At 70.1% G+C, this 25,327-nt stretch carries 19 protein-coding genes and 3 pseudogenes; 5 read left to right on the plus strand and 17 right to left on the minus strand.

The features are described from left to right. Positions 1-79: 79 nt before the first annotated feature. A complete protein-coding gene (locus ABZ622_RS20120) occupies positions 80-742 on the minus strand; it encodes a DUF5701 family protein (RefSeq protein ID WP_360544917.1) in 663 nt (220 codons plus the stop codon). A 228-nt stretch (positions 743-970) separates the two neighbouring features. Next, positions 971-2,716 carry a LuxR C-terminal-related transcriptional regulator gene (locus ABZ622_RS20125; RefSeq protein WP_360544919.1) on the minus strand — a complete coding sequence of 582 codons (1,746 nt, stop codon included), beginning with the start codon at positions 2,714-2,716 and terminating at the stop codon, positions 971-973. A 166-nt stretch (positions 2,717-2,882) separates the two neighbouring features. Here ABZ622_RS20125 and ABZ622_RS20130 point away from each other — a divergent pair, with 166 nt between their 5' ends. Continuing rightward, entirely contained in the window at positions 2,883-3,023 is a 141-nt protein-coding gene (locus tag ABZ622_RS20130) for a hypothetical protein (RefSeq protein ID WP_360544921.1), read from the plus strand. A gap of 443 nt (positions 3,024-3,466) precedes the next feature. Here ABZ622_RS20130 and ABZ622_RS20135 read toward each other — a convergent pair. Continuing rightward, positions 3,467-3,722: pseudogene (locus ABZ622_RS20135) on the minus strand (alcohol dehydrogenase catalytic domain-containing protein); the annotation flags it as partial. Between the two features lie 40 nt (positions 3,723-3,762). Here ABZ622_RS20135 and ABZ622_RS20140 point away from each other — a divergent pair. Further along, positions 3,763-4,070, plus strand: a pseudogene (locus ABZ622_RS20140) (AraC family transcriptional regulator); the annotation flags it as partial. 121 nt (positions 4,071-4,191) lie between these two features. Here the strand turns inward: ABZ622_RS20140 and ABZ622_RS20145 are convergent. The 6 genes and pseudogenes from ABZ622_RS20145 to ABZ622_RS20170 all read right to left on the minus strand — a co-directional run bounded on the left by ABZ622_RS20145 (position 4,192) and on the right by ABZ622_RS20170 (position 12,283). Continuing rightward, entirely contained in the window at positions 4,192-5,418 is a 1,227-nt protein-coding gene (locus tag ABZ622_RS20145) for a ferredoxin reductase family protein (RefSeq protein ID WP_360544923.1), read from the minus strand. Positions 5,419-6,687: 1,269 nt separating this feature from the next. After that, positions 6,688-8,205: pseudogene (locus ABZ622_RS20150) on the minus strand (PAS domain-containing protein); the annotation flags it as partial. Positions 8,206-8,421: 216 nt separating this feature from the next. Continuing rightward, positions 8,422-9,411 carry a lytic polysaccharide monooxygenase gene (locus tag ABZ622_RS20155; RefSeq protein WP_360544925.1) on the minus strand — a complete coding sequence of 330 codons (990 nt, stop codon included), beginning with the start codon at positions 9,409-9,411 and terminating at the stop codon, positions 8,422-8,424. A 329-nt stretch (positions 9,412-9,740) separates the two neighbouring features. Then, on the minus strand, positions 9,741-10,469 hold the full coding sequence (locus ABZ622_RS20160) for a VOC family protein (protein ID WP_360544927.1): 729 nt from the start codon (positions 10,467-10,469) through the stop codon (positions 9,741-9,743). Between the two features lie 370 nt (positions 10,470-10,839). Next, on the minus strand, positions 10,840-11,649 hold the full coding sequence (locus ABZ622_RS20165) for an AAC(3) family N-acetyltransferase (protein ID WP_360544929.1): 810 nt from the start codon (positions 11,647-11,649) through the stop codon (positions 10,840-10,842). A 118-nt stretch (positions 11,650-11,767) separates the two neighbouring features. Further along, entirely contained in the window at positions 11,768-12,283 is a 516-nt protein-coding gene (locus ABZ622_RS20170) for a CGNR zinc finger domain-containing protein (RefSeq protein ID WP_360544931.1), read from the minus strand. Between the two features lie 26 nt (positions 12,284-12,309). On the opposite strand from ABZ622_RS20170, the gene ABZ622_RS20175 reads away from it, so the two are divergent. Together ABZ622_RS20175 and ABZ622_RS20180 are read left to right on the plus strand one after the other, a co-directional pair. Continuing rightward, positions 12,310-12,855 carry a GNAT family N-acetyltransferase gene (locus tag ABZ622_RS20175; RefSeq protein WP_360544933.1) on the plus strand — a complete coding sequence of 182 codons (546 nt, stop codon included), beginning with the start codon at positions 12,310-12,312 and terminating at the stop codon, positions 12,853-12,855. Further along, positions 12,852-14,159, plus strand: coding sequence for an MFS transporter (locus ABZ622_RS20180; protein WP_360544935.1), 1,308 nt, complete (start codon positions 12,852-12,854; stop codon positions 14,157-14,159). The genes ABZ622_RS20175 and ABZ622_RS20180 overlap by 4 nt, the downstream gene beginning before the upstream one ends. A gap of 16 nt (positions 14,160-14,175) precedes the next feature. On the opposite strand, the gene ABZ622_RS20185 is transcribed toward ABZ622_RS20180, so the two are convergent. Continuing rightward, complete coding sequence (locus tag ABZ622_RS20185; protein WP_360544937.1) at positions 14,176-14,769, minus strand: GNAT family protein; 594 nt, start codon at positions 14,767-14,769, stop codon at positions 14,176-14,178. Between the two features lie 151 nt (positions 14,770-14,920). On the opposite strand from ABZ622_RS20185, the gene ABZ622_RS20190 reads away from it, so the two are divergent. Then, complete coding sequence (locus tag ABZ622_RS20190) at positions 14,921-15,358, plus strand: GNAT family N-acetyltransferase (RefSeq protein ID WP_360544939.1); 438 nt, start codon at positions 14,921-14,923, stop codon at positions 15,356-15,358. Between the two features lie 202 nt (positions 15,359-15,560). On the opposite strand, the gene ABZ622_RS20195 is transcribed toward ABZ622_RS20190, so the two are convergent. The 7 genes from ABZ622_RS20195 to ABZ622_RS20225 all read right to left on the minus strand — a co-directional run bounded on the left by ABZ622_RS20195 (position 15,561) and on the right by ABZ622_RS20225 (position 25,114). Further along, entirely contained in the window at positions 15,561-18,365 is a 2,805-nt protein-coding gene (locus tag ABZ622_RS20195; protein WP_360544941.1) for a hypothetical protein, read from the minus strand. Next, positions 18,362-19,474 (minus strand): AAA family ATPase, encoded by a 1,113-nt coding sequence (locus tag ABZ622_RS20200; protein ID WP_360544943.1) that lies wholly within the window; start codon positions 19,472-19,474, stop codon positions 18,362-18,364. Before ABZ622_RS20200 ends, ABZ622_RS20195 begins: the two co-directional genes overlap by 4 nt. 12 nt (positions 19,475-19,486) lie before the next feature. Further along, complete coding sequence (locus ABZ622_RS20205; RefSeq protein ID WP_360544945.1) at positions 19,487-21,130, minus strand: VWA domain-containing protein; 1,644 nt, start codon at positions 21,128-21,130, stop codon at positions 19,487-19,489. Beyond that, entirely contained in the window at positions 21,127-22,545 is a 1,419-nt protein-coding gene (locus ABZ622_RS20210; protein ID WP_360544947.1) for a hypothetical protein, read from the minus strand. The genes ABZ622_RS20205 and ABZ622_RS20210 overlap by 4 nt, the downstream gene beginning before the upstream one ends. Beyond that, positions 22,515-23,018 carry a hypothetical protein gene (locus ABZ622_RS20215; RefSeq protein WP_360544949.1) on the minus strand — a complete coding sequence of 168 codons (504 nt, stop codon included), beginning with the start codon at positions 23,016-23,018 and terminating at the stop codon, positions 22,515-22,517. The genes ABZ622_RS20210 and ABZ622_RS20215 overlap by 31 nt, the downstream gene beginning before the upstream one ends. Before the next feature lie 821 nt (positions 23,019-23,839). After that, positions 23,840-24,265, minus strand: coding sequence for an ankyrin repeat domain-containing protein (locus tag ABZ622_RS20220; RefSeq protein WP_360544951.1), 426 nt, complete (start codon positions 24,263-24,265; stop codon positions 23,840-23,842). Positions 24,266-24,334: 69 nt separating this feature from the next. Next, positions 24,335-25,114 (minus strand): serine protease, encoded by a 780-nt coding sequence (locus ABZ622_RS20225; RefSeq protein WP_360544953.1) that lies wholly within the window; start codon positions 25,112-25,114, stop codon positions 24,335-24,337. Between the last annotated feature and the right edge of the window lie 213 nt (positions 25,115-25,327).

Genomic DNA, 25,327 nt, shown 5'->3' on the forward strand with positions numbered 1-25,327 from the left:
ACCCGTCCATGATCCACCACGCGAGATCATTTCCAGGACAGCGCCTTGGCAGGCCCTGCACCGTGGCCCGTCCGCCGGTTCACACCGACTCGCGGCCGGTGGCGGAGGCGAAGCCCAGCCAGGTGTGGCGGTTGCCCCACCAGCACCAGCCGACCTTCGGGGCATTGCGCCGCTCGCGGCCGTCCCGCCCGGTGCCGTTGCTGATCCAGATCGCCGGGGTGCGGGCGTCGAAGCCGCCGTTCGCCTTGCGCAGCCGGGATCCGATGGTCATGAAGCAACGGTTGCGCTCCAGGACCTCCGGCTGCTGGAGCACCCAGTGGATGCCCTCGGTGAGCAGCAGCGGAGAGCGGCCCTCCTCGGTGAGGGCGGGCAGCGCCTCCTCCGGGCTCCAGTCGGCCTTGTCGTCGCCGCGGTCGATGCCGGTCACCAGGTAGAGGGGGGCCTCGGGCAACCCGATGTCCACCGGGGCGAACCGATCGACGTCGGGCATGTCGACGACGACGAACCCGGGCTTGCCGTCACGTCCGAGCAGCGGCGCGAGAGCGGAGGCGGGGGCGCGGTCGGGGTGGACGGCGAGCAGAGCATCGGTACGGTCGCCGCCGGCGCCTTCGGCGAAGGCGCGCACCTCGTCTGCGGGTATGCCCGCGAGTTCGGGCACTCCGAGCCCGCTCAGGCGCTCGGCCTGAGCGGTGAGCGACGGGAGAGGACCGACCGTGGTGCTGGTGGAAGCGGTGCCGGGCACAGTACTCCTCGGTTCGTGATGCAGGGCGAGTGGATCAACGGTGCGGCCGGCCTGGTTGTTCCCGCCGAACACGGCTGGTCCAGAGGACCGACAGGACCGACGGCCTCCTGGCAGACCGTCGTCGCCCCGGCCCGGAGGATCGCCGAACGGATCGTCAGCCTCTGGTGGTTGGCGATCAGTTCGGGTGGAGCGTCAGGGTCTGTCCGACTCTGATGCGCCGGACAGACCCTAGGGGCTCAGCACCGACGCGATCTCGGTGCGTGAGTCGATCGCGAGCTTGGTGAGAATGCGCTCGACATGTGTGTCCGCGGTCCGTTTGGAGATAACGAGTTGCTCGGCGACCTCCCGGTTGGACAGTCCCCGTGCGACCAGCGTGGCGACTTCCCGTTCCCGCGGGGTGAGTACGTCGGTCGCCGGGGACCCCGGCCGGCTGCGGGGCAGTCGCTGCCCGGCCAGTGGGCTGTCGGTGTCCGCGCGGACCGCGTCCAGGATCTCGGTCCCCGACAGCCGGGCCCCCACGCCGTACCAGCGTTCGTACTCCGTGTTTCCCAGCGTTTCCCGCACGGTGTTCCGGGTCGCCTCCTGCTGTTCCAGCACGGACGGCAGCATGGCCACGGGGTCACCGCCGAGCCGCCGCGCGCCTTCCGCGTATCCCAGCAGCCATGCCGCCCTGACGTGGCGTTCCTGCTGTGCGGCGTGCCAGGCCAGACCCAGGCAGCAGAGCGCGGCGACCAACACGTCTCCGATCTCGCTCATGGCGTCCAGGGCCTGCCGCAGCGCGTCGGCGCCCTCCTCGTGGCGTCCGGCGAGCCAGAGGATGAGGCCCTCCGCCATGAGTGTGGACCCGTAGAACTGACGATCGCCCGTGCTGTGCAGATGGGCCAGCCCCACCTCGCACAGTTCGAGGGCCCCGTCGGTGTCCCCGAGCACCGCCCGCAGCAGCGCGCCTTCGTAATGGACCATGCTGATGCCGAGTGAGTCGCCCACGGCGACGATCCGCCGACGCCCCTGTTCCAGCTCGGCCAGCCCCTCCTCGATCTCGCCGCAGAGCGCTCGCATCGCCCCGATGTACGGCTCGGTGAACATGGCCACGCGCTGTTCGTCGCAGTTCAGCGCCGCCTCCCGCGCGTCCCGGAAGAAGGTCGGTGCCTCCGCGAGGTCGGCGGTCCAGGTGGCGAACACACCGGACATGAACAGGCCCCAGGCCCGCTCCGCGCAGTCCTCGGGCACCAGACGGAGCCCCTTGTCGATCCAGTACCGCCCCTCCGACAGGGTGCCGGTCGCCCGCCAGTGCGGGGCGAGCTGCACGGCGAGGCTCAGCCCTTCCGCCGCGCGGCCCGGGGCGGTGAAGGCGTACTTCATCGCGGCCCGGATGTCGGCGATCTGGCCGCGTACCGCCTGATGAAGCTGGGCCTGGGCCGGGGTGATGAGTTCGGCCCACAGGCGACCGGCCGTGTCGCGGTGGTGCTCGAAGTGCCGCCCGCGCACGTCGGCCGCGTCGCTCTCCTCGTCGAGGCGCTCGGCACCGTATTCACGGATCGTGTCCAGGAGCCGGTAGCGCGCCCCGTCCTCGCCGACGCGTTGCACGACCGACTTGTCCACCAGGCCGAACAGCGCCTCCAGGACGGCGTCGGACGGGAGCCCGTCGCCCCCGCCCACCCGTTCCGCGGCCGACAGTCCGAAGGGTCCGGCGAAGACGGACAGGCGTGCCCACAGCAGGCGCTCCGCCGGGGTGCAGAGCTCGTGGGACCAGCCGATGGTCGTACGCAGCGTCTGGTGCCGGGCGCAGGCCGCGCGCTGCCCGCCGGTGAACACCTCGAACCGGCGGTCCAACCGGGACACCAGTTCGGCGAGTGGTGCGACCCGCAGACGGACGGCGGCCAGTTCGAGGGCCAGCGGGATTCTGTCGAGCCGTTCGACGAGCGCCAGCGTCTGTGTCCGGTTGGCCTCGGTGACGGTCCAGCCGGGCAGCACGCGGGCGGCCCGCTAACAGTTCCACGGCATCGTCCACTCCGAGCGGCGCGAACGGCATCGTCCGCTCGTCGGCCACGTCCAGGGGCTGCCGGCTGGTGGCCAGTACGCACACCTCGGCGGCCTCGCGCAGCAGGACGTCGCAGAGTACGGCGCAGGCGTCGATCATGTGCTCGCAGGTGTCGAGCACGATGAGCAGTTGCTGCCCCTTGAGATGGTCGACGACCGCGTCCAGTGGCTCCATCCCGGCCTGATCCGGGACTCCCAGCACGGTGGCCAGCGTCGCGGGTACCAGTTCCGGGTCGGATAGAGCCGACAACTCTGCCAGCCACACTCCGTCCGGAAACCGTTCCCGCAGGCCCTCCGCCGCGCGCAGCGCGGTGCGGCTCTTGCCGACACCCCCGGGGCCCACCAGCGTGACCAGCCGCACTTCGCCGAAGGCCGCCTGGATCAGCGCGATCTCCTCGGCGCGTCCGACGAAGCTGGTCCGCTCGGCGGGAGGTTGCCCGCTGCGCCGCTGCCCGAAGCCGAATCCCATGGGGCCCCCGTGGTGATCACGTCCTCGCGCCATTGCGAGAAGTCAGCACAGTGTAGATGCGCGACTCCGGAGCGTCGCCGGCGTTCGAATGGACGGGCTGGTACGGGCGGGTGCGGGCGGGGAGCAGAGAACCCGGCAGCCGCCCCGCCCCGCCGCACTCAGCCGGCGTTCCGGCCCTGGCCTCAGTGCGCCGGAGGCGGCCAGGTCGGCGACGGCTCGGCGTGCGCGCCGACGCCGTACGGGTGGGGCAGCATGCCGAAGACCTCGTCGCCCGGTCGGAAGATGGTGATGCCAAGACCGGCCGACTCGACGACTCCGGAGACGTCCCGTCCCAGGGTCAGGGGGCCCTTCGGGAAGAGGCCGCGGGCGCGGCGCCGGCAGTCCGTGGGGTTGACTCCCGCCGCGCGTACGGCGATGCGGATCTCTCCGGACCTCCGGTGCGCCGAATTCGTGCTGTCGGACGGCGCGCATGGTCTGCGCGTCGGTGTTCGTGCCGTTGTCGTTCATGGTTGTGGCGGCCGCGCCGGCCGTGGTGCGGCCCGACGCGCGTATGGTGTCCATCCGCACCGGTGCGTTCGTGCCGACGGCCGCCGGGCCACCGCGCACTGGGATGTGAGTGGTTGCCTCCGCGAGTGGATCCCGCGTGTCGACCTGGATCCGAAGGTCCTGTTCGTGGACGACGGCGATGTACTGACCGCTACGGGCGCCGCCGCGGGTGTCGACGTGTGCCTGCGCATCGTGCGTAGGGACCACGGCAGCGCGGTCGCCAACCAGGTGGCCAGGCACTGCGTGGTGCCGCCTTGGCGGGAGGGCGGACAGGACGTTCCGCGGAACGTCCACGGCCGGGGCCAAGGCCTGACGGCCGGAACGGAACGGCCGGAACGGACAGGACGAAAACGAAACCAGACGGCCGGAACCGGCGTCGGAACAGAGGCTCTCGTCACAGGGCGAACCTCTCGGTGTGGATCCGCCTCGGCGGAACCCCGGCCTGGACGAGTGCCGCCTCTGCCGCGACGGTCATGCCGTGCGGCCCGCACAGGTAGACGTCGCGCCTGGCCAGGTCGGGGACCAGACTGCGCAGCGTCTGCGGGGCGAGCGGATTGAACGAGGCGTCGGACGGGCCGAGCAGATAGTGCAGTCCCGCCTGACGGAACGCGGCTATGGCCTCCAGTTCCTCCCGCAGTACCAACTGCTCCTCACTGCCGGCCCGGTAGAGCAGGGTGATGTCGCCGGGCCCGCCCGGCAACGCCTCGAAGAGTGCCCGCATCGGTGTGATTCCCACGCCGCCCGCGAGCAGCAACACCTTTCGCCGCTTGCGTCTTTGGGCCGTCATGGCACCGAAGGGGCCCGTGGCCAGCACTCGCGTACCGGGCTTGCGCCTTCGGATCCGCCGGGTGTGGTTCCCGACCGCCTTGACGGTGATCCTCAGCTTGTTGTCCCGCACGGGCGCGGAGAGCGAGAACGGCAGCGCGGAGTGCCAGACCCGGCGCTGCAGGAACCGCCAGCGGAAGAACTGCCCGGCCTCCGCCCGGAGTTCGTCGAGGCCGTCCCCCGCCATCACGACCGAGAACACATCGGGCCCCTCGGCCTTGACCTCCACGACCCGCAGGTTGTGCCTCAGCGCCTGGCGTACGGGGACGACGAGCCGGTACCGGACCAGCAGCACGACGACCGTGGCGTGCAGCAGCGCCCACAGCCAGAAGGCACAGGTGTTGTCGGCGAGGTCCGGACCCGTCATCTGATGCGCGACCCCGAGCGCGGCTCCGAGGTAGGTGAGCAGGTGCACCGCCCGCCAGGTCTCGTGCGGGATCCGGCCGCGTATCGACCGCGCCGACACAGCTCCGGCAGCACACAGCAGCACCAGTCCGAGTGTGGCGAGCGCCAGTTGCGTACGGCTGAGCATCTGCGAGGCGGAGGTCAGCAGGTCGTTCCCATGGCGTGCGGCGGATCCGCACAGTGCGAGCAGCGCATGCCCCAGACACAACAGCAGCACCCAGCGCCCGCTCCATGAATGCCAGCGCGCGAGCCGGTCGGCGCCGACGCCGTGCTCAAGGGCGGGCACCCGTGCCATCAGGAAGAACATGCCCAGAGCTCCATAGCCGGCAAGCAGGCCGGTGAGATGGGCGAACGTCGCGAACAACTCGTCGAGCCGGAGCGTCGGCCGCATGCCCACGGCCCAAGGGCCAGGACCCAGAGGACACCCGCAATCAGCCCTCCCCGCAGGGACTTCGGAGAGATCCGGAAGGGCACCGGGAGTCGGGGCCCGGCAGGGAAGGCCTGTTTCGCGACTCGTGCCAGACACTCGCGGCGCGACCGCGCGGGCTGCCCGCGGTGCCTCGTCCGCGCGGACGCCGCGGACGCCGGCCGGCTCGCGGCATGCCGCGGGCCGGGAGCCGGACCGGGGGACGTCGGTCCGGTGCGTGCGGCGCGCCGCCGGCCCACCGGAGTAACCGTCGGCCAAAACGCGGAGGGGTTCATATTCACTTCAGGATGGTCCCGGGTTTCCACAGGGCTGAACCTAGCTGCCGGAATCTCACGAAAACGCCGGAAGCGGATTCCTTGAAGATCCTTAAGGTTTTCTTGAGTCCGGCTTTCGAACCGAATAAGAACGGTGCTACGGCGACCGGTTCGCACGATTCGTGCACGGCGAATTCACGGTCCTTGCCACATCTTCCGGAATCCAATGGTGCCGGGTGTGGATTTCGGATCGGATGCGCGGCCGCCTGCAGTCAGCATTCATTCGGCGTGACGGTGAAGGTCATGCGCCGGCCGGAGTTCGGGCGGGAAATGCGGGGCCCTGCCGGAACTCCGTGACCGATGCGTCCAGCACGTCCGGTGCGGGGTACAGGGTCACCCCGCCGGGCAGTGACTGTGCAGGGGCGGGGAGCGGCGGTTCGGGCCACTCCGGGGGCGCCGGCATCAGCTCGGGGACGCCTTCCACCCGGTCCGGTGCCGTCCCGAACCGGACCCAGGGCACGGCCTCGGCCGTGCCGGGCCACTCCTGCGCGGCCACCGCCGTGGCAGGCCACTCCTGCGCGGCCACCAGCACGTGTCGCCCGTTCCCGGCGGACAGCGGTACGGAAAACACGTCGTCGTCCGCTTCGACGGTCGGTATGCCGGCGTGCACGGGGGCCGGGGCTCCCTCTCGCACCCGGTGCAGATGCACGGCGTCTCCGGGCGCGGCGTGTTTCTTCGCGCCCTCGGACGCGGTCACCACGATGCCTTCGGCGGGGCGCCCCCGGCGACGGCCGGTCGGTGCGGGCCCGTTGCGGGAAGGAGCCGTTGAGCTGCGCGGGACCATGTCCATGGCAGTGCGCCGGGCACGTCGACGGCCGCTGCCACCGGTGTCCGGGGCCTCCGCGGAAGACCTCGGAACGGGCAGGGTGTGCGGGGTATCCGGGGAAGGCGGCGAGGTGGTGGTTCTTCTGCCCGCCACGACGGGCACTTCGAGGGCGTACGCGGTCCCGCCCGTCTCCCGCACCTCGCGCGTCCGCACCACACCGCCGTGCGCGGCGACGATCCCCCGCACGATGGGCTGATGCACGGGATCGCCGCCGATGTGCGGCCCGCGGACCTCGATCCGTACGGTGTCGGCCCGCCGTGCTGCCACGACGACGATCGTCGGGTCGACATCCGCGGCACCCATGACATCGTCGCTGCCCGCCACGTCCGCGACGAGGTGGGCGAGCGCGGTCGCGAGCCGTTCCGGGTCGATCTCCGCCTCGATCGGCGGTGTGTCCACGGAGAACCGGAGCCGGCCCGGGCCGATCAGATCGACGGCTTCGTCGATGCCGTCGTCCACCACCTGGTCGAGCAGCACGACCTTCTTGCGCAGCCCGTCCGTGCCCGCGTCGAGCCGCTGATATCCCAGCACGTTGTTCACGAGGGCGGTCATCCGGGCGTATCCGGCCGACAGGTGCTGCAGGAGCTGGTTGGCCTCCGGCCACAGGTGAAAGGCGTCGTCGGCCGCCAGGGTCCCGAGTTCGGTACACAGGCGCTCAAGAGACCCGTGCAGGGCCCCGTCCAGGACGGCCTTCAGCTGCGCGTGCCGGGCGCCCAGGGCCGCGTAGCGCTCCTCGTGCCGGTCCAGTTCGGTGTTGTGCCGCTCGGTGAGGTCGGCGAGTTGCGCCTCGTGCTTCCGGGCGAGCTGTTCGTAGGGGCGCCGGTCGGTGAACGTCATGACCGCGCCGACGAGTTGGCTCCCGTCGCGTACCGGTGCGGTGGTGATGTCGACGGGGATCCGTTCGCCTTCCTGCGCCCACAGGACCTGCTCGCGGACCCGGTGCTTGCGGCCGGATCCGAGGGTGTCGCAGAGCGGTGATTCCTCGTACGGGAAGGGCTCGCCGTCGGCCCGGGAGTGCAGGACCAGCGGGTGGAGCTGCCGTCCGCCGAGCCGGCTGGCCCGGTAGCCGAGGATCTGTGCCGCGGCAGGGTTGACCAGTACGACGCGGCCCTCGGTGTCCGTACCGACGACCCCCTCTGATGCGGCCCGCAGGATCATCTCCAACTGCCTTTCCCAGCACCCGAGTTCGACCTCGGCATCGAGGGTTCCGGCGAGGTCCCGCACCACCAGCAGGAGAAGTCGGTCATCGCTGTAGCCGTGGTATGGGTCGAGTGTCTCGCGCCGGTCGTCCAGGTGGACGCCGGTGACCTCGGCGGCGAACTCATTGCCGTCGGCACGCCGGGCGGCCATGCGTGCGGGCGGGGTGCGGCCCTGACCGTCGGCGTCCCCGGGCAGTGGCATCGAGCCCGGGAGGAGGCGTGGGTCGAAGTCCGGCAGCAGGTCGAACAGCCCACAACCGACCAGCACGGTGCCGGGCATTTCGAACATGCCGAGGGCCATGGTGTTGGCATTGACGATCGTGCCGTTGCTGTTCACGAGCACGAGGCCGTCGGGGAGTGCGTCAAATATGGCCGCAAGGTGGTCGGCACCTCGGGATGGTCTGTTGTTCACGACGACGCTTCCTTCCTGAACCACCGCGTCTTGCCTGCCGGAGCACCCGCGGGTGAGGGGTGTGGGGTACGGTCCGCCCGCGCCAGTGCGCCGTCGCGGTGTGGGCTGCGACAACAGCGCCCTGCACGAGCACGCGGCATCGGGACGATTCGACTCGCCGCATTGCCACTTGATGTGCCGCGGCGAGAGGCCGCTGCGGCACGGGGCGAGGGGAGGTCAGCGGCCGCCTGCCGCCGAGCGACGGCGACCGAGGGCGAACACCGCCGTGGCGCCGATCGCCAGTACTGCGGTTCCGGCGATGGCGATGTACGGGGTGCTGCTGTTGCCGCCGGTCTCGGCGAGTTCGGTGTCCGGGGCCTGTCCGGTGGGGCCGTCGACGCCACCGTTGACGCCGTTGACCTCGGGTTCGGCGGCCGGACCGGCGGCCCTCGGCGCGGCGGAGGCGCCCGAGCCGGTCTGTGCGCCGTGCCCCTGGTGCTGGACCGAGGACTTCGCCGCGCCGTCCGCGATCTTCTGCTCCGTGGGCGCGGACGCCGCCGGCGCGGCGGCAGTGGAACCGCCGCTTTTCCCGTTCTTGCCGAAGACGACGTCGGAGCAGGTGTAGAAGGCCTCGGGAGAGTCCGAGCGCTGCCAGATCGAATAGATGAGGTGGCGCCCGGACCGGGCGGGAACGTGGCCCTGGAAGACGTAGTCGCCGTTCTCCATCTTCGGGTCGGCGACCTCCACGAAGGGCTGCGCCTCCAGGTCCGACCACTTCAGCGGCTTCGCCGGGTCGTAGGACGCCTTGGTGATGTACAGCTCGAACGAACCCTTGTGCGGGGCCGTGCCCTTGTAACGGAAGGTGTGACTGCCCGCGGACATCTTCGTCGACGGCCAGTCCGCCCGCGGCAGATCCAGGCCCCGGTACTTGTCGTTCGCCGCACTGCACAGCTTCCCGTCGGGAATGATCTGCTTCGACTTCCCGGCCGCATTCGCTATGTTCACCGCGTTCCAGTCGTAGAAAGCCTGCTTTCCACTGGCCGCGACAGCCGCCTTGCACGCCGCCGACCGCGGCGACTCCACACCCTCCGCATAACAGGCGGCGACACGGCTCACCGGATCCGTCATCGACCCGTGGGCCGACGCCGGAACACTCAGCGAAAAAGTCAGCGCAAGCGATGCGCCACCCGCAGCGGCACACACGGCAGCCTTACGGCGAACGGTCATGGAAGAACTCCTCACCAACGATGATCTCCGGGGGGACAGACCAGCGGGACGGCCATTCGGCACGGCATCTCCGCGGTCCGGCGATCAGCAACCTAACCCCGCAAATCCCGGAAACCGGCCCCCCGGAACGGCAGCGGGCAATTCTTATGGATGCCTTAAGGCATTCCTCAGACTGCGATCACTCAAGCGAGTTTCCGTCCCCTCGGACAGTCCCGGAAGCCGATGCCCCGGGGTGACGGTGGCTCAGGCCGCCCCGAACGCCGCTTCAGCGGGAAGCTGCTTCGTCGGGAGGACGGCGCCCGCGGTCGTGGTGCGAGCAGGGGCTGCCGTCACGGGCCGGAGACGGTGAAGAGCGCCCCATACGGATCGCGGATGATGAAGGCGTCCTTCGACGGGTCGTCCAGTGCGGGGACCAATGACGACTCACCACCGGCGTCGAAGGCGGCGGCCGCGGCGCGTGCGCCGTCCTCGACCCGGAAGTCGACGATCCACCGGGGCCGGATTCTGGGGTCCGCGGCGGTTTCGATGCCCCCGCCACGCAGGGTGGCAACGGTGCGTCCTTCGAGCCTGACGCGGACGTGGTCCTCCGCGTAGTCGACCGTGCAGCCGCCGGGAGGCTGGGCCCAGTCGAAGATCCCCGCGTAGAAGATGGCCGCCTCGAACGCGTGGCGTGTCTGCAGGTCCAGCCGCGCGGGTGCGCTGCCGCGCCCCACCGACCAGGCGAGGGCCATGCCTTCCCAGATGCCGAACACGGCGCCGTCCCGGTCGGCGGCGATCGCCGCGCGGCCCTCGGCCAGTTTCACCGGCCCGACGGCGAGTGTGGCGCCCCGCTCCCTGACCCGGTCCGCGGTTTCGTCGGCGTCGTCCACGGCGAAGTACGGGGTCCAGACGGCGGGCGGGCTGGCGGCGGGAGAGCAGCAGCCGATCCCGGCTACGGGCCGGTCGTGCGCCGTGGCCACGGAGAAGTTGCTGCCGAGGGTGCTCGCGACGAACTCCCAGCCCATGACGTCGGCGTAGAAGGTCTGCGCCGCGCCCAGATCGTGAACGATCAGGCTCACCCAGCAGGGAGCGCCGTTTACGTGCCTGATCCTTCCGAGGGCCGGCATTCGATGCTCCTTCGGGTCGCTCGCCGCTGCCGATGCCCCACGAGTTGCCCCTCGATCCGTGCGGAGGACTCCGCCACGTCACGATGGTCCGCCGTGAGTTCCGCGATCGCTCGCCTCCCACACCAAGGGCCCGGCCCTGTATCCGTGACCGACCGTCGTACGGAGTTCGCCAGTCGGTGACCGCCGTCCTGGCGATCGGCAGGCCGAGTTCGTGATCCAACCGTGTACCTCGGAGTGCTCCACCGCACCTCAGCACTCCGGCTCCCACGCCCGATCCCACACCGGCCGGCCCGGCCCGGCAGCAGAGCCGGGCCGGATCCGGTCACGTCGCGGATGCGCGCGGACGGTGCTCGGAAAGCCAGCCCTCGGCGTACCCGACCGCGTCGGCCAGGTCGAACAGCCTGGCCTGCGCACCACCCACCACGCCTCGCACCACTCGGCGTTCCTTCTCGAAGGCCGCTCCCAGTTCGTCGAAGCGTTCCGAGGAGATCGAGGTGTCACGCACGGTTGCCCACACCCGGCCCTGCGGAGTCATGACGGCGAAGGAGTTGTCCGTCTGCGGCGAGGGAACCCGGTATTCGGCCAGATGGAACGCCGTGCAGGATTCGAAGCCCGCCCCCAGGAGAAGAACCCGCGCCCCGCCCTCCTCCAGGCGGGCGAGGGGGCTGTGCTCGCCGAGCCGGCAGTCGAGCGCGTGACCCGCCACGATCGCGGCGGCGCGTGGGCCGATGGCTGCGAAAGAGGTCTGCGGATGACAACTGCGCACCGCGTCCGGCCAGTTACGTACGGTCTCCGGAACGACACCGACGCCGAAGGTGGGAGTGGTCCGCGCGTCGAAGGCCGGCGTCGAGGCGCGGATGTCCACCCACCACGCCTCGGGCACGGGCGGGTTCTCCCAGTACGCCGGATCCGAATTGTCAGCGGAGTGGGTCGGCACCACCAGAGTCCCGCTGTCGCCGAGGGCATCGAGCAGCGCCTCGACGACGACGACGGGACCGCCGCAGACCCAGCCGAGCGAACTGAGCGAGGAGTGCACCAGGAGGGTCTCACCGGCGCGCAGGCCCATTGCACGGAGGCCGGAGGCGATCGAGTCACGGGTACACATGGGGCCGGGCGGAGGATTGATGGACATAACCTGCCACTGTCCAGGCACCGATCCACCGGGGCCACTGGTTTTTCGGCCCAGGGCGCGCTTCGGGGCCCGTCACACCGCAGAGACCCCCGAAGTGCACCGGAGCAGTCGTGGTCGGTCACCGCAGCGCGCGGTGCCGACGTACCGCGTCGCGGTTGGCACACCGCTGGGAGCAGTAGCGCCGCCGTCCGGTACGGGAGGTGTCGGCGAAGATCACGGTGCATTCGGTCACGGCGCACCGCCCGAGCCGCCGCATGCCCCGTCCCGCCAGATGCAGCGCGGTGCCGACGGAGATCAGCGAGAACAGCAGGGCGCCGAGCGGCTGCCGGTCGTCGCGGTAGTGCAGGTGCCAGCCGTCGTCGGCGTGGTCGGTCAGCCTCGGGTGGGCGGCGGCCGCTGCCAGCATCCGGTTGAGCAACTCGGCCCGTCCGTGCTCGTCGTCGGCATCGACGACCTTCTCCCACGCGTCCAGCACTTCATGGGTGCGGTCGAGATCCTGTGCCGTGACCGGATGCTCAAGCACCAGGCCGGCCGCACGGCAGCGGCCGGCGAGTTCTTTGGCGTTCGCCGGGCGCCGGTTGGCCAGATCCGCGGCCAGGTTCACGACATCCTCGCCGTAAGGGTTGAGGTGCATAAGACCATTACACCAGTCTGGTGGTCATGAGACCACGCACTGAGAACGACGCCGAGGTACGGCAGGCGACGGAGGACGACATCGCGGAACTCGTGCGCCTGCGGGCGATGTTGTTCGAGAACCTCGGCGGTGACTTCTTCGCCCCCGCGTCGGGAGGCGAGGACTGGCTGGATGCTCTGGCCACAGTACTCAAGGAGCAGCTGTCCACAGGCACCAACACCAACACCGGCTCCGGCTCCGGCTCCGGCTCCGGCTCCGGCACCGGCACCGTCCGCATCCTCGTCGTGGACGGTGAGAACGGCCTCGCCGCCTGTGGCATCGGCACGATCGAACAACGACTGCCCGGGCCGCACCTGCGCAACGGCCGGATCGGGCAGGTGATCGGCGTGGTCACCGACCCGAGGTTCCGGCGGCGCGGTCACAGCCGCGAGATCATGCGGGGACTGCTCGACTGGTTCCGGGAGAGCGACGTCGCCCGAGTCGACCTGTACGCCTCCACCGAGGGCGAACCGCTCTATCGCGACCTCGGCTTCACCAACCACCCCGATCCGTCGCTGTACTGGCGCCCGTGACCCCTCACCGCAGCCCCTCCCCCACTCCTCTCGCTCCCCACACTCACCCCTTCCGCTGGGTCGTCCTCGGCATCGCGACCTTCACCCAGGCGGCGTCCGGCTTCTTCGTACAGGGCATCGGCGCGATGGGCATCCATCTTCAGACCCAACTGCACCTGAGCACCGCACAGTTGGGTCTTCTGATCTCGGCAGCCCAGTTGGCTCCGCTGATCGGCCTGCTGGTGGCCGGGGAGTTACTGGACCGCTACGACGAGCGCTGGGTCGTCGGAGCGGGCGCCTGCGCGGTCGCGGTGAGCCTGTGCGCGGGAAGCCTCGCGCCCGGCTACGGGGCCCTGCTCTGTGTCCTGCTGGTCGTAGGGGCGGGATACAGCACGGTTCAGCCCGGCGGGAGCAAGTCGGTCGCGTCCTGGTTCGACGCCTCTCAGCGCGGTTTCGCGATGGGCATCCGTCAGGCCGGTCTGCCACTGGGCGCCGCGCTCGCCTCGGCGGTGCTCCCCTACCTCGCGATCACCCTGGGCTGGCGATCGACACTTCTGGCCGGCGGCTTCGTCGCGCTCCTGGGATCCGCCGTCTTCATGGGCTTCTACCGCCGGCCACCCACCGAGACCGTCGAGACCGTCGAGACCGTCGAGACCGTCGAGACCAATCAGGTCATGTCTCAGGACAGTACGACGCGCGCCTCACTCAGGTCCCAACTCGGCCTTCGGCTACGAATGCTCCGCGAACCGTCGATGGCGAAGATCATGCTGTCCGGGACGACCCTGATATCGGTGCAGTCCGGCGTGGGCATCCTGACTGTGCTGCACCTCCACGAAGCGGCGTCCGTCAGCGCCGGCACGGCGGCCCTTGTGCTGGTGGTGGCCCAGGGAGCGGGCGTCGTGGGCCGAATCTGCCTGGCTGCGTGGAGCGACCGCAGCAAGTCCGGACGGTACGGCGCCGTCATGACCTGCATGGTCGCCGTAGTCATCGCAATGGCAGTGCTGATGACACCGCTGGGGCGATCACCCACGATCGCCTGCTGCCTGCTCGTCTGGCTCGGGTTCTTCGGCTTCGGCTGGTACGGCCCGTGGGTCGCCTACGTGACCGAATCCGCCCCACCGGGCAGGACCGGCTTCGCCCTCGGGCTGGCCATGTCGGCCAATCAGATCGCCATCGTCACGGTGCCGCCCGCACTCGGCCTGCTCAAGGACCTCACGCACAGCTTCGTCCCGGCCTGGGCGCTCCTCACCGCGATGACCGCCGCCGCCCTGATCGTCTCGGCCGGAGCGGAGCACAGGCATCGCCACTCGTGTTCCCCGCATTGAATGTACTTCGTCTGGTTCAAGTCGCGTTCGGCGCAGGATCCAGAGGCCGGCCCCAGGGTTCGCCGGCCGTGTGCAGTTGGGCGAACTCGTCGGCGATCACGCCCATCAGGACGAGATCGTGGTGCCGTCCGGCCATGAACACATGATCGCGGAGGCGGCCCTCCTCCACGAAACCGAGTCGGCGGTGCAGTGCCAGCGAGGCCGCGTTGTGCGCGAAGATCCGTGCCTGGCACTTGTGGAACCGCCGCTCGGCGAACATGTAGCGCAGCAACAGCAGTACGGCTTCCGCCGCATACCCATTGCGCCGGAACTCGGCCCCTATCGTGATGCCGTACTCGAACCAGCCCGAACGCGCGTCGGCGTGGTACGAGCCCAGTGCGCCGACGACCTCACCCGTGTCGGCGGCTTCGATCGCCAACTGGAAACAGTCCCCGTCGGACTTGGCGACAGCCTGCTCCTGCACCCGGGCACGATGGCTCTCGGCAGAACGAGGCGGGTTCAGCAAGTCTCCCAGCCCCTCCTCGTCCTCGGCGAAGCGCATGAGCGCGGTCCAGTCGTCCGGCTCGATCCCCCGTAGACGTATCCGCTTCCCCATCCAGAACGAAGTCATCCCTCATCGAATCACGCACCGCGATTCGCCGTCCAGGGCATTCACCACCCATCACAACACCACCCTGACCAGGTGTTTCGCGGCGGAGATGACGCCCCGTGCCGCCGTTCCCGCACCGCGTTCGCGGGACTTGTCGGTAGGGTCACCTTTCATGAGCGTCGAGGTACAGGTCGTCCGCGAGGCGACCGATGAAGTGGTGGAAGCAATCGCCCGGCTGCTGCCCCAGCTTTCGAGCACGGCCGGTACGCCCGATGCGGAGTCGGTGGCCCGGCTGCTGCGCAGTGACGCCAACACCCTGCTGCTGGCCAGGGTCGACGGCCGAGCGGTCGGCATGCTCACTCTGATCGTGTTTCCGTTGCCGTCGGGTCTGCGCGGCCGTATCGAGGATGTTGTGGTCGACGAGGCGGCGCGGGGTCACGGAGTGGGAGCGGCGCTGACCGAGGAGGCGCTTCGCCTGGCCGACGCAGCTGGGGCACGGACGGTCGATCTCACCTCTCGTCCGTCCCGTCAGGCAGCGAATCGGCTGTACGAACGTCTGGGATTCCAGGCCCGTGATTCCACCGTCCACCGGTTTGTCGTACGCCCGTAGGCGCGACCGTGCGGGTCTGCTGACTGACCGGACGGGTGTGGTTGATCAGTCATCGCACTACGGCGCGCGGCGCACAGCGAGCCCGTCGCGGCTGCCGCGGCTGTCGTGTCCGGTGCCGGTCCTGCCGGGCGGCAGGCCCCGCACCGAACTCGCTGTCCTCGACGGATCCGCCGCGTGTGCTCGTGTACTCACATCGAAGCGGTCATGCTCCGGCCAGCAGCACCTCCAGCGCGACGGCCGTCTCCGGATGGCGCCCCGGCAGTGCCGCGCCTACCGGACGGTCGGGCTCCGCCGTCTCCCACGTACCCTCGCAGCCCAGCAGGCCCGCCACCGCGTCGCATGTCGCGGGGTGCGCGGCGAGGAGGGTGCAGCCGCGGGTGCCTTCCGTGCTGCGTGCGGGAATCGCCGCTTCGGGGGACGGTTGGGAGCGCCACGGCGGCACCCATGCGTCCAGTGTCGCGAGCCGGCCGGGGAAGGTCCGTCCGGCTTCACGGATCAGCAGGGGAGCCAGCTCCGAGCCGCCCGATCGCAGGGTGGTGATCAGCGTCGGCAGCCATGGCAGGAGCACCGGATCCGGCAGCCGTGCGAACGCGTTCGAGACTGCCTCCACCACGAAGTCCGTGAGGCCCGGGACGGGTTCCAGGGCGTGTACGAATCCGCTGAGGTAGCGGGGGTAGGCGGGCACCACCAGGGGGTTGCCCAGCAGCCCGTCGCACTTGGCGCGCAGGTCCGCCCGGGAGAGGTGGCCGAGCTGTACCTGCGCCGCCCACAGCAGGGCCGTCTTCGATGGCTCCTCGGGATGTGACTGGCCCACCGCCAGTTCCAGCTGGGTCCGGTCGCAGCCCAGCGACAGTGCCAGGCTCTCCATGCTGAACAGGAAACCCAGCATGGCCGCCACCTGCCGGACGGTGGCGTCGTCGTCGGTGAAGGCGGTCGGCAGCAGGGTGCAGTAGTGGGCGTATCCGGTCTTGGCGAAGGACTCGATCCATGGCGGCAGCACCGGCTCGCTGGTGCGGTAGTACGCCAGCAGCCGCCGCACCCGGCGCAGTACCTCCGGCGCACCGTCGACGCTGCGCTCGGCCGACAGCACCTCCAGGGCGTGTGTGCCCAGCTCGTCGGCGAGGCGGCGGCTGCGCAGGTACAGCGTGGCGTCCTCGACGGCTTCCAGAACGGTCGCGGCGGTGGCGCGCCGGTCGTAAGCCGTGCGGCGCAGTCGCTGCTCCAGCACCTGCTCGATGCTGACGCCCTCGTAGCCGAGCTCGATGAGCGCACGCTGGTAGGTGCCGAGAGCGAGGTCCCACGATTCCTGGATGGGCCGCTCGCCCAGTTTCCGCTCGCCCATGATGGGGCGGGCGGCACCCTGCGGCATCAGGTACCGAAGCATCCACAACGCGTCGGAGCACCGCTCCAGTTCGGGCTGGGAGGCGATGTCCAGGAGTGCCCGCTGTACGCCGCTCTGCTGGAGCTTCAGGCCGAGGGGTGCGAGCCGGTCGTGGACGTCACGGGCCAGCGGCGGCAGCGCCTCGTAGCCGACCTGGCCGACCCGGTCGCCGCCCATCATGATCTCCACGAGGCGCCGCACATCGCGCCGGCCCGGCACGGTGTCCTTCTCGATGCAGGTGACCGCCGCGTCCTGGAAGTCGTACGGCGTGGGCTTGGCCCGGTCGCGCATTCCGGCCAGCAGGATCGACGTCTCGAACACCGCGATGGCGTCGGCGGTGGAGGCGAGGTAGCCGTTGCGGCGGGCGGCGCGCACGATCTCCACCGACCAGCCGAGCAGCTCCGCCTCGTCGAGCCGGTCCAGGGCGGGCGGTCGCTGCAGGAATCCGGTCAGCTTGTCCGAGGGCGGGAGCTCCGGGGCGGGCCCCACCGGGGCAGCCGCCTTCTTGGCCCGCGACTTCTTCGCACCCGCCTGCCCCGCCAGGCGGAAGGGCTCCACGCGGGTGCGCCGGACGTTCTTCGCCCACACTGTCGCGGCGATGGACACCGACCCTGCCGCGAGGCCGAATTGCGCCTCGATCGCCGCGTGGCTGGACGGGATCAGGCCGTGCTGCCACGTGGTGGCGCCGGGCGGGCTGATCTCGAAGGTGTCCGTGCCGTGGACACCGAACTCAGCGACGCGGCTGGCCGCGTGGAAGGCGCCGCAGACATAGAGGCAGTCCGCGGGATCGGCGCCGGTCGCGGCCAGGTGTTCGCGCATCCTGGTCCACATGTAGCGTTCGCGGTCCTCGTCCACGCGGACACGGTGGGCGTCGCCCGGTGCGAGTCGCCGGAAAAGGCTTCCGATCAGGAGCATGACCTGGCGGTAGGTGTCGTGGTCGCTGTCGCCGAGCGGCAGCTCGACGTACTGGTGCCACCACTCCGACCAGTGCCGCACCTTGCCGTGGCGCAGCAGGTGCTCCTCCAGTTCGGCGAAGCGCGGTCGCAGGTCACCGATCTCCACGCCGACCGCGTCGCCGTGCAGCGCGGCCTCCTCCTCGGCGGGAGGTGCGTCCGGGTCGGCCGGCTCGGCGGACTCCGTCGCACGGGCGTCCCACTGGAAGACGTGGTCCGAGGAACGGTCGACGAGGACCAGCTCCACTCCCGGTGTGTCCAGTGCGTAGGCGATCGCCTGGTACTCGGCGGAGGCCTCGGTGATCGGTGCGACCACCGAGAGCGGGGACCACTCGGCCGGGAAGCCGTCGACCTCGGTCGCGAACGACTGGACCGCCACCGGGAGCTTGCAGTTGCGCAGCTCGGTCAGCAGCGGCGCCATGTCCTCGCAGAGTTCGAGGTACACGACCTTGGGCTGTTTCTCCCGCAGGCGCCGGGCCATCGCGATCGCCGAGGCCGGTGAGTGATGGCAGACGGGGAAGATCTCGAGCGGCTCGCGGACCGCGTGGTCGACGTCGTCGACGATGCCGAGAAGGATGCCCTCCAGGGCATCGGGGCCGTCGGCGAACGTCGCGGCGGCCTCCTGCAGCTGACCGCGCAGTCCTTCGAAGGTCCCCTCGTGGGTGCTGGTCATGACAGGGTGGCGATCGCGTCGCGGCCGCCCTCCAGGAACTCCGGCCAGGAGCCGCCCTCTTCCTTGCTGCGCGGCTCGACGACACCGTGCAGGTACTTGTTGAGGATGGCCAGGTCCTCGGGCTCCCGCCGGGCCAGTGACCCGACGAGCGAGGAGGCCAGTGTGCGGGCGGTGAGGGCGCGGTCCCCGAAGAAGTTGCTGTGCAGCACCGCGTCCTCCAGCACGCCGATCTGCTCCGCGGTGGACAGCGCGGACTCCAGCTTCTCGTCGTCGCTGCCGGCCGCGGCCGCCGAGACACGCAGGTCGGCGAAGCTCTGCAGCAGCACGTCGAGCAGCGTCGGCGGCACCTCCAGTTCGATCTGGTGGCGGCGCAGCAGTTCCTCGGTGCGGAAACGGACGATCTCCACCTCGCTCTTCTTGTTCGTGACCACGGGGATGCGGACGAAGTTGAAGCGGCGCTTGAGCGCCGAGGACAGGTCGTTGACACCTCGGTCGCGGCTGTTCGCGGTGGCGATGATCGAGAAGCCGGGCTTGGCGAAGACGATGCTGTCGCTGTCCAGTTCGGGTACCGAGATGTACTTCTCGGAGAGGATCGAGATCAGCGCGTCCTGCACGTCGCTGGTGGAGCGGGTGAGCTCCTCGAAGCGGCCGATCGCGCCGGATTCCATGGCGGTCATGATCGGCGAGGGGATCATCGATTCCCGGGACTGGCCCTTGGCGATGACCATCGACACATTCCAGGAGTACTTGATGTGGTCCTCGGTGGTGCCGGCCGTGCCCTGCACCACCAGGGTGGAATTGCGGCAGATCGCGGCGGACAGCAGCTCGGCCAGCCAGCTCTTGCCCGTGCCCGGGTCGCCTATGAGCAGCAGGCCGCGGTCGGAGGCCAGGGTGACGATGGAACGCTCGACGAAACTGCGGTCGCCGTACCACTTCTGCGAGATCTCCCGGTCCAGGCCGTCGGAGCGCTCGGAGCCCAGGATGAACAGACGGACCATCTTCGGCGACAGCCGCCAGGAGAAGGGCTTGGGGTTGTCGTCGATGGACTCCAGCCACTCCAGTTCCTCGGCGTACTTGATCTCGGCGGGGGCGCGCAACAGGTCGGACATGACAGGGCCTTTCTAAGCGAGGAACGTCTTGAGCTCGTTGACGAGCTTGCGGATGTGGCCGGAGAGCACCGGCGTACCGAGGTCTTTGAAGCGCTCACGGAACCACGGGTTGACGCTGCCGCGGCCGGAGCTGGTGACCGATCCGACCGGGATGAACTTGGCTCCCGATCGGTGAATGGCGACCATGCTCTCGAACAGCGGCTCGGTCTGCCATTCGTAGAAGTCGGAGATCCACACCACGACGGTGTTGCGGGGCTCCGCGATCTTCGGCTGGGCCAGTGCCATGGCCACCGTGCCGTCGGTGCCGCCGCCGAGATTGGTGCGCAGCAGGGTCTCGAAGGGATCGTGCACCCATGGTGTGAGGTCGAGGGCCTGGGTGTCGTACGCGATCAGGTGGACGTCGACCTTCGGCAGCCCGGCGAAGATGGACGCCAGGATGGTGCAGTTGACCATGGAGTCGACCATCGAGCCCGACTGGTCCACGACGACGATCAGCCGCTGGGGTGTCGTCCTGCGGGCCGTGTGCCGGTAGTAGAGGCGGTCTACGTAGAGCCGCTCCTCCTCCGGGCTCCAGTTGGTGAGGTTCTTCCAGATCGTCCGGTCGAGATCGAGGTTCCGGAACACCCGCTTGGGCGGGACGGAGCGGTCCAGGGCGCCCACCGTGGCCTTTTCCACCTGGGTGCGCAGTACTTCGGCGACCTCGTCGACGAAGCGGCGGATCAGGTCCTTGGCGTTGGCCAGGGCTGTGCCCGAGAGGTTGTTCTTGTCCCGGAGCAGTTGCTCGATCAGCGACATGCTCGGGGTGAGCTGCGAGGCGAGCTTCGGGTCGGCGAGCACCTCGCGCAGGTGCATCCGTTTGACGAGGCCGGCCTCGATGGCGCCGAGTTCCGGGCCGATCGCCGGGATGAGCCGGCTGAGGTCGGGTGTCGTGCGCCTGCCGCCGGTGCCGGTCGGGCTGACGCCTCGGCCGGCGGTCCCTCCCCCGGCACGACCGCCGCGCAGCTCGCCGGGCCTGCAGCCGAGTGCGCGCTCCAGCCAGCCCGCGTCGGACTGCCAGCTCGCCAGCTGTCCGGCCGTGACCGTGCCCGAGCCGGAGGCGAAGACATTGAGCAGCACCTTCGACACCAGCGCCGCCCGTCGCACTTCGGCGGCCCGGTCGCGTGCCTCGGCGGTCCCGGACTCTGATTCGAGGTCGGAGTCCAGGTCGGAGTCAGGGTCGGCTTCGGCTTCGGCTTCGGCTTCGGCTTCGGCTTCGGCTTCGGCTTCGGGGCCAGGATCGGCTGCGGGTTCGGGTGCCATCAGGCCGTCGAACTCGGTGGCCAGCTCCGGGTGGCGCTGCACGATCGAGTCGACGGATGTCTGTGGGTCCAGCAGCGCGGAGGGCAGGCCGATGTCCTCGACGACCGCGAGACTCGCGGATTCCAGCGTGCCCTGTTCCTCGGGGTCGAAGAGCCGGGCCAGCAGCCGCCAGTACAGGACCTGACGGCGGTTGTCCTGGGGATCCGCCTCCGGAATCCGCGGGCCGTGAGAGGCCTGGTGTGCCTGCGGAGCCTGGAGTTCCTGCGGTGCCTGGAGTTCCTGTGGGGCCTGAGCAGCTTCGACGCCCTGAAGCGGCGCGTTCTCGGCGGTCCGCTCCGTCGTGGTGTGGTCCGTCATTTCCGCAGCAGCCTCCCCGCACGCTCCCGCAGCACGGCCACGGCGTCGGTGGCGGCCTTCTCGGCCTTGACGCCGGCCTTGTCGGTGGTACCCCCGGCCCATCCCCCGGCGTGGATCGCGACGGGCTTCTTCCGTACGGTCGTCTCGACGGCCAGGGGCTGCACGCGATACGTCCCGGCGTCCCAGCGGAGCAGTCCGATGCACGCGCCGGATGCCGCGACGGCCTCGGGGGTGAGCGGTCCGGCGGTCGGAATGCGGTCGGTGTCGACGGCGAGGGGGCCACCGGGGAGTGTGAACGTGAGTGTGTCGTCATCCTTGTGGGCGGCGTAGCCCTCCAGGAACACGGGGACGGCGATGCGCGCCGGATGCCGGTCCAGGGGTGCTGTCGCCGCGTCCGTGGCGGCGGGCAGAGCGACGCGGGCGGTGGCGAAGGCGTCGGCGGGCTCGCCCCGGCCGGCGTGCTCGTCGCTCCAGATCAGGTCACCCTCCGCGGTGACCGGCATCTCGGTGAGCTCCATCGATCGCCCCTCACTGACGGCGGTCAGCAACGACATGTGCGGGCGGAGCAACTGCCAGAGACCTGCCCCGACGACCGTGTCGGGCTTCGGTACCACGATCCCGGCGCGCACCAGGCGGGGCGTGGTGCCGTCGGCGGGCTCGAACACCGCGTGGACCTGGGCCTGCACGGCGGTCGCGTGCTCATGGACGTCGACGCCGAGTGGCAGGAGGCGGCCGGTGGCCGTGCCCGTCACCGGCACGTCGGCCGCGCCGGGCACCGTGAGCAGCAGCGCGCGTGACCACAGATCGGCCCAGCGACGTGTCGGAATCCGTTCCAGGGAAATGCCCGGGCAGGACGCGGCGAGTTCGGCGGCGAAGCCGTCGAGGAGCGTCGCCAGTCGGCGCAGCTCGGGATCCGGAAGCATCGCGGAGACGACCGGCGCCGCGCCGGAGACCACATCGTGATCGATGCCCTGCCACCCGGAGCGGGCCAGATCGGAGAGCCAGGAGCGGGCGGCGGTGAGCAGGTTCGCCGACTGCTGCCCGGCGGGTTCGGGGGCGGTCGCCTCGCCGCAGGGGCGGCCGGTCGACTCTTCGATACGGGTCATCAGCGCGTCGTGGACGGAGCCGAGGAGCGCGGTGCGGGCGGCGGCAAGTGCGACGAAGTGGTCTTCACTCGCGGCTCCGCCCGCCGCCTTCTCGGCCGCCTCGGCGACCCTCGCGGCCAGCGGCGTCCCTGCGACGGCGTGGGCGAGTCCGGTCAGACCGGCGCTCTGGGCGGGTTGGGGACGGAGCAGGCCCGCGACAAGTGCCCGGTCGAAGCCGTCGACGGCCGCCAGGGCCTCGTCGAGTCCGGTGATGTCCTCCGCGAACAGGTCGGCACGCATCACGCCACCGCCCTGGTCGGCGGGAACCACTGCATCTCCGGCAGCGGTGCCGTGGTCGGGGTGAGTTCCAGGTAGGCGAGGTGGCGCAGGAACCGGCTGAAGACGGGCGCGGCGGCCTTGGTGTCCCCCTGCGGTGGACGTGCCGCGCTCATGTCGTCGGTGATGGTCTGCGCGCTCGGCTCCCCGTCCGACGGCTCGACCCTCAGGTAGCGTGCGACACGCTCGGCGCCGTACTGCAGCACCGCCTCGTTGATCAGGGCCCGGATGTGATTGCAGAACGATCCCCGCGCGCCGCCGCAGGGCCGGTTGTTGTTGGTGCTGCACGCGAATGTGTACGTGCCCGCGGCGACCGACGACACATACACGCGGCCGATGTCCGAGCCGCTGGACACCACACCCTGCAGGCGTCCGTCGGCCAGCTCGACGAACGGTACTTTGGCCAGCTTGCGCGGGCGCGCGGGCGCTATCACCCGTGCCGTGCTCGACCTCTCCCAGTCTGACAACGCACCACTCCTATGTGCACCAAGGCGACTTCCTCGCCACAACGGCAGGACACGACCGAACATACCTACGGGCACTGACAACGCCCGTTCGCGGCCGCGGGAGCGCCTCGCCCGCCGGCCTCGAACTCCCTGGGCATCGGTGTGCCCTGCTGCACGGCCGTGACCGTCGAAGTGCGACCGCGGCCGCGCAGCAGGGCATCAACGTTTCAGCACCGGACGTGGAAAGTCATCCGCATGCCGCAAGGGTTGGCGAACAGCGGAGGGGCACCCCGCCCAGACAGCATCAAAGAGAGTGCGCGGGGCCTTGGGAGGTCACGGCCTCCCCGCCCGGGGACAGGGGGTAGAAGGGGATGGCGACGAGATCGTACTGAGGGCACGGCGTCGTGAAGCACTGCTTCGGTGACGGCACGCAGAACTGCCCGACAGGCGCCACGACGGCCGCGCACGGACTCGCCTGTGGAGCAAGGGAGCGCGTCTGCGGCGCGGCGGAGTTCGCCTGTGGTGCGGCATAGCTTTCTCCGGCGAGCGCCGGGCTCGCAAAGGTGAGGGGCAGGGCAGTGAGAGCGACCGCCGTAGCGGTACGCAGCAGGTTCTGAATCACAAGCAGCAGAGTGGGCCGCAGCTCGGCGCGCCGTCGCACCGACGGCGGGGTCAATCACCCGTACGGGTCGTGAGGTTCACCCTCGGAACGCATTTCCTATTGCAGGTAAAGGCGCGGACCGCCGCTCCTCCGGCCGCCTTCACCCTTGGATCCCTCAGATCCCCCGGATCCTCCGATTCCTCGGAGGAGAAAGCTCAGGTTGTCATGATCCGGGCACTCGTCAGGTCCGCGCGACGGCTCCCGCAGCGATGAGGAGGGCGACTGTTTCGGCATGCGGGCCGGCCGTCGCCCAGTCCAGGGGCGAGCGACCGGTGCCGTGATCTTCACGAAGGTTGGGATCGGCTCCGTGCGCCAGCAGTTCGCGCACCGCTTCGGTGTGCCCCCAGCACGCGGCCGCACACAAGGGCGTGCCTTCCGAGCCGAGTCCGCCGCTCTCGGTGTCCGGGGAGGCCCCGGACACCAGGAGCAGCCGGGCGATCTCGGCTTCGCCGTTCACGGATGCCAGATATAGCGGGGTGGTGCCTTCACTGTCCGCCCGCTCCGGGTCTGCCCCGGCCCGGAGGATCGCCTTCACCCGGCCGGATTCACTCATGAGCACTGCTGTGCCGAGGTGTTGGGAGAGTTTCTTGCGCCGCCGCTGGTTCATGGGGCCGAGGTTAGCGGCCGGTTGCGCGGCGCGGACAGCCGGTTCAACTCGCCCAGGGCTGGCCTCCGGTCACCCGACCGGGAGGCCGAGCCCTGCGGCGATCGCGCTGACCCGGGTGAAGACGGACACCGGGTACTGGTCGTCGCAGTACTTGTTGCCCGTGGAGACCACACCGATCACCTTGCCCCCGGCGACCAGGGTGCCGCCGGAGTCGCCCCGGCAGACGCTGTCGTGTGTTTTGGCGGCCGGGATCCCGCACACCTTGAGCGCGGCGGACTCGCCCGGGTCGGTGAAAGGCGCGCACCCCTTGAGCGGTGCCAGGGTCAGCGAGGCCGACTTCAGCCTCTTCCCGAGGGTGTCGGTGGCGGTCTTGCCCCAGCCCACGGTCTTCGCGGTCTTGCCCGAGGCGTAGAGAGCCGAGTCCTTCGGACCGGCCGGCTTGAGAGATGCGTACGGCATCGGCTTGGAGAGGGTGATCACCGCCGCCTCATAGGTGAGAGTGGCCTCGGCGAACTTCGGGTGGATCTTGACCGACGCGACGTGCCGGACCGTCCCCTTGGTGCTGCTCATGTCCGTTCGCCCGCCGATCACCAGCAGGTCGCGGGGCTCCGCGGCGTCCTTGATGCAGTGCGCGGCGGTGAGCACCTTGGTGGGAGCCACCAGCGTGCCACCGCAGAACTGCTCGCCCTCCGGGGTCTCGATGAGCATGGCGTACGGGTGGTCCACCACGGAGGTGTTCTGCCCACCGTGGATGGCGGCGGCCGGAGTCGCGGTGACCGCGAGACCGGCCGCGGCGAGCACGGAGGCGGCCAGTGCGGCGGCCGCGGTACGCCTGTTGAACGTGAACATGTGGTCCCCCCAGGACACAGTGCGTGGCCGGTGGCCGCGCGTCGTGTGGAGGAGGATGTGGAGACCATAGCCGGGGTTCCATGATCGGCCGATCCGAATTGCGCGGACGCTGCCGACACACCACACAGGGCTTGTCGCACAGTTCCGAGAACTGTGCGACAAGCCCTGTCATCACCGCTGAGCCAGTGAGCCGCTGAGCCGAGGAGCCCGGGG

It is taken from the genome of Streptomyces sp. NPDC007164 (assembly GCF_040634135.1).
GTDB classification, from domain to species: domain Bacteria; phylum Actinomycetota; class Actinomycetes; order Streptomycetales; family Streptomycetaceae; genus Streptomyces; species Streptomyces sanglieri.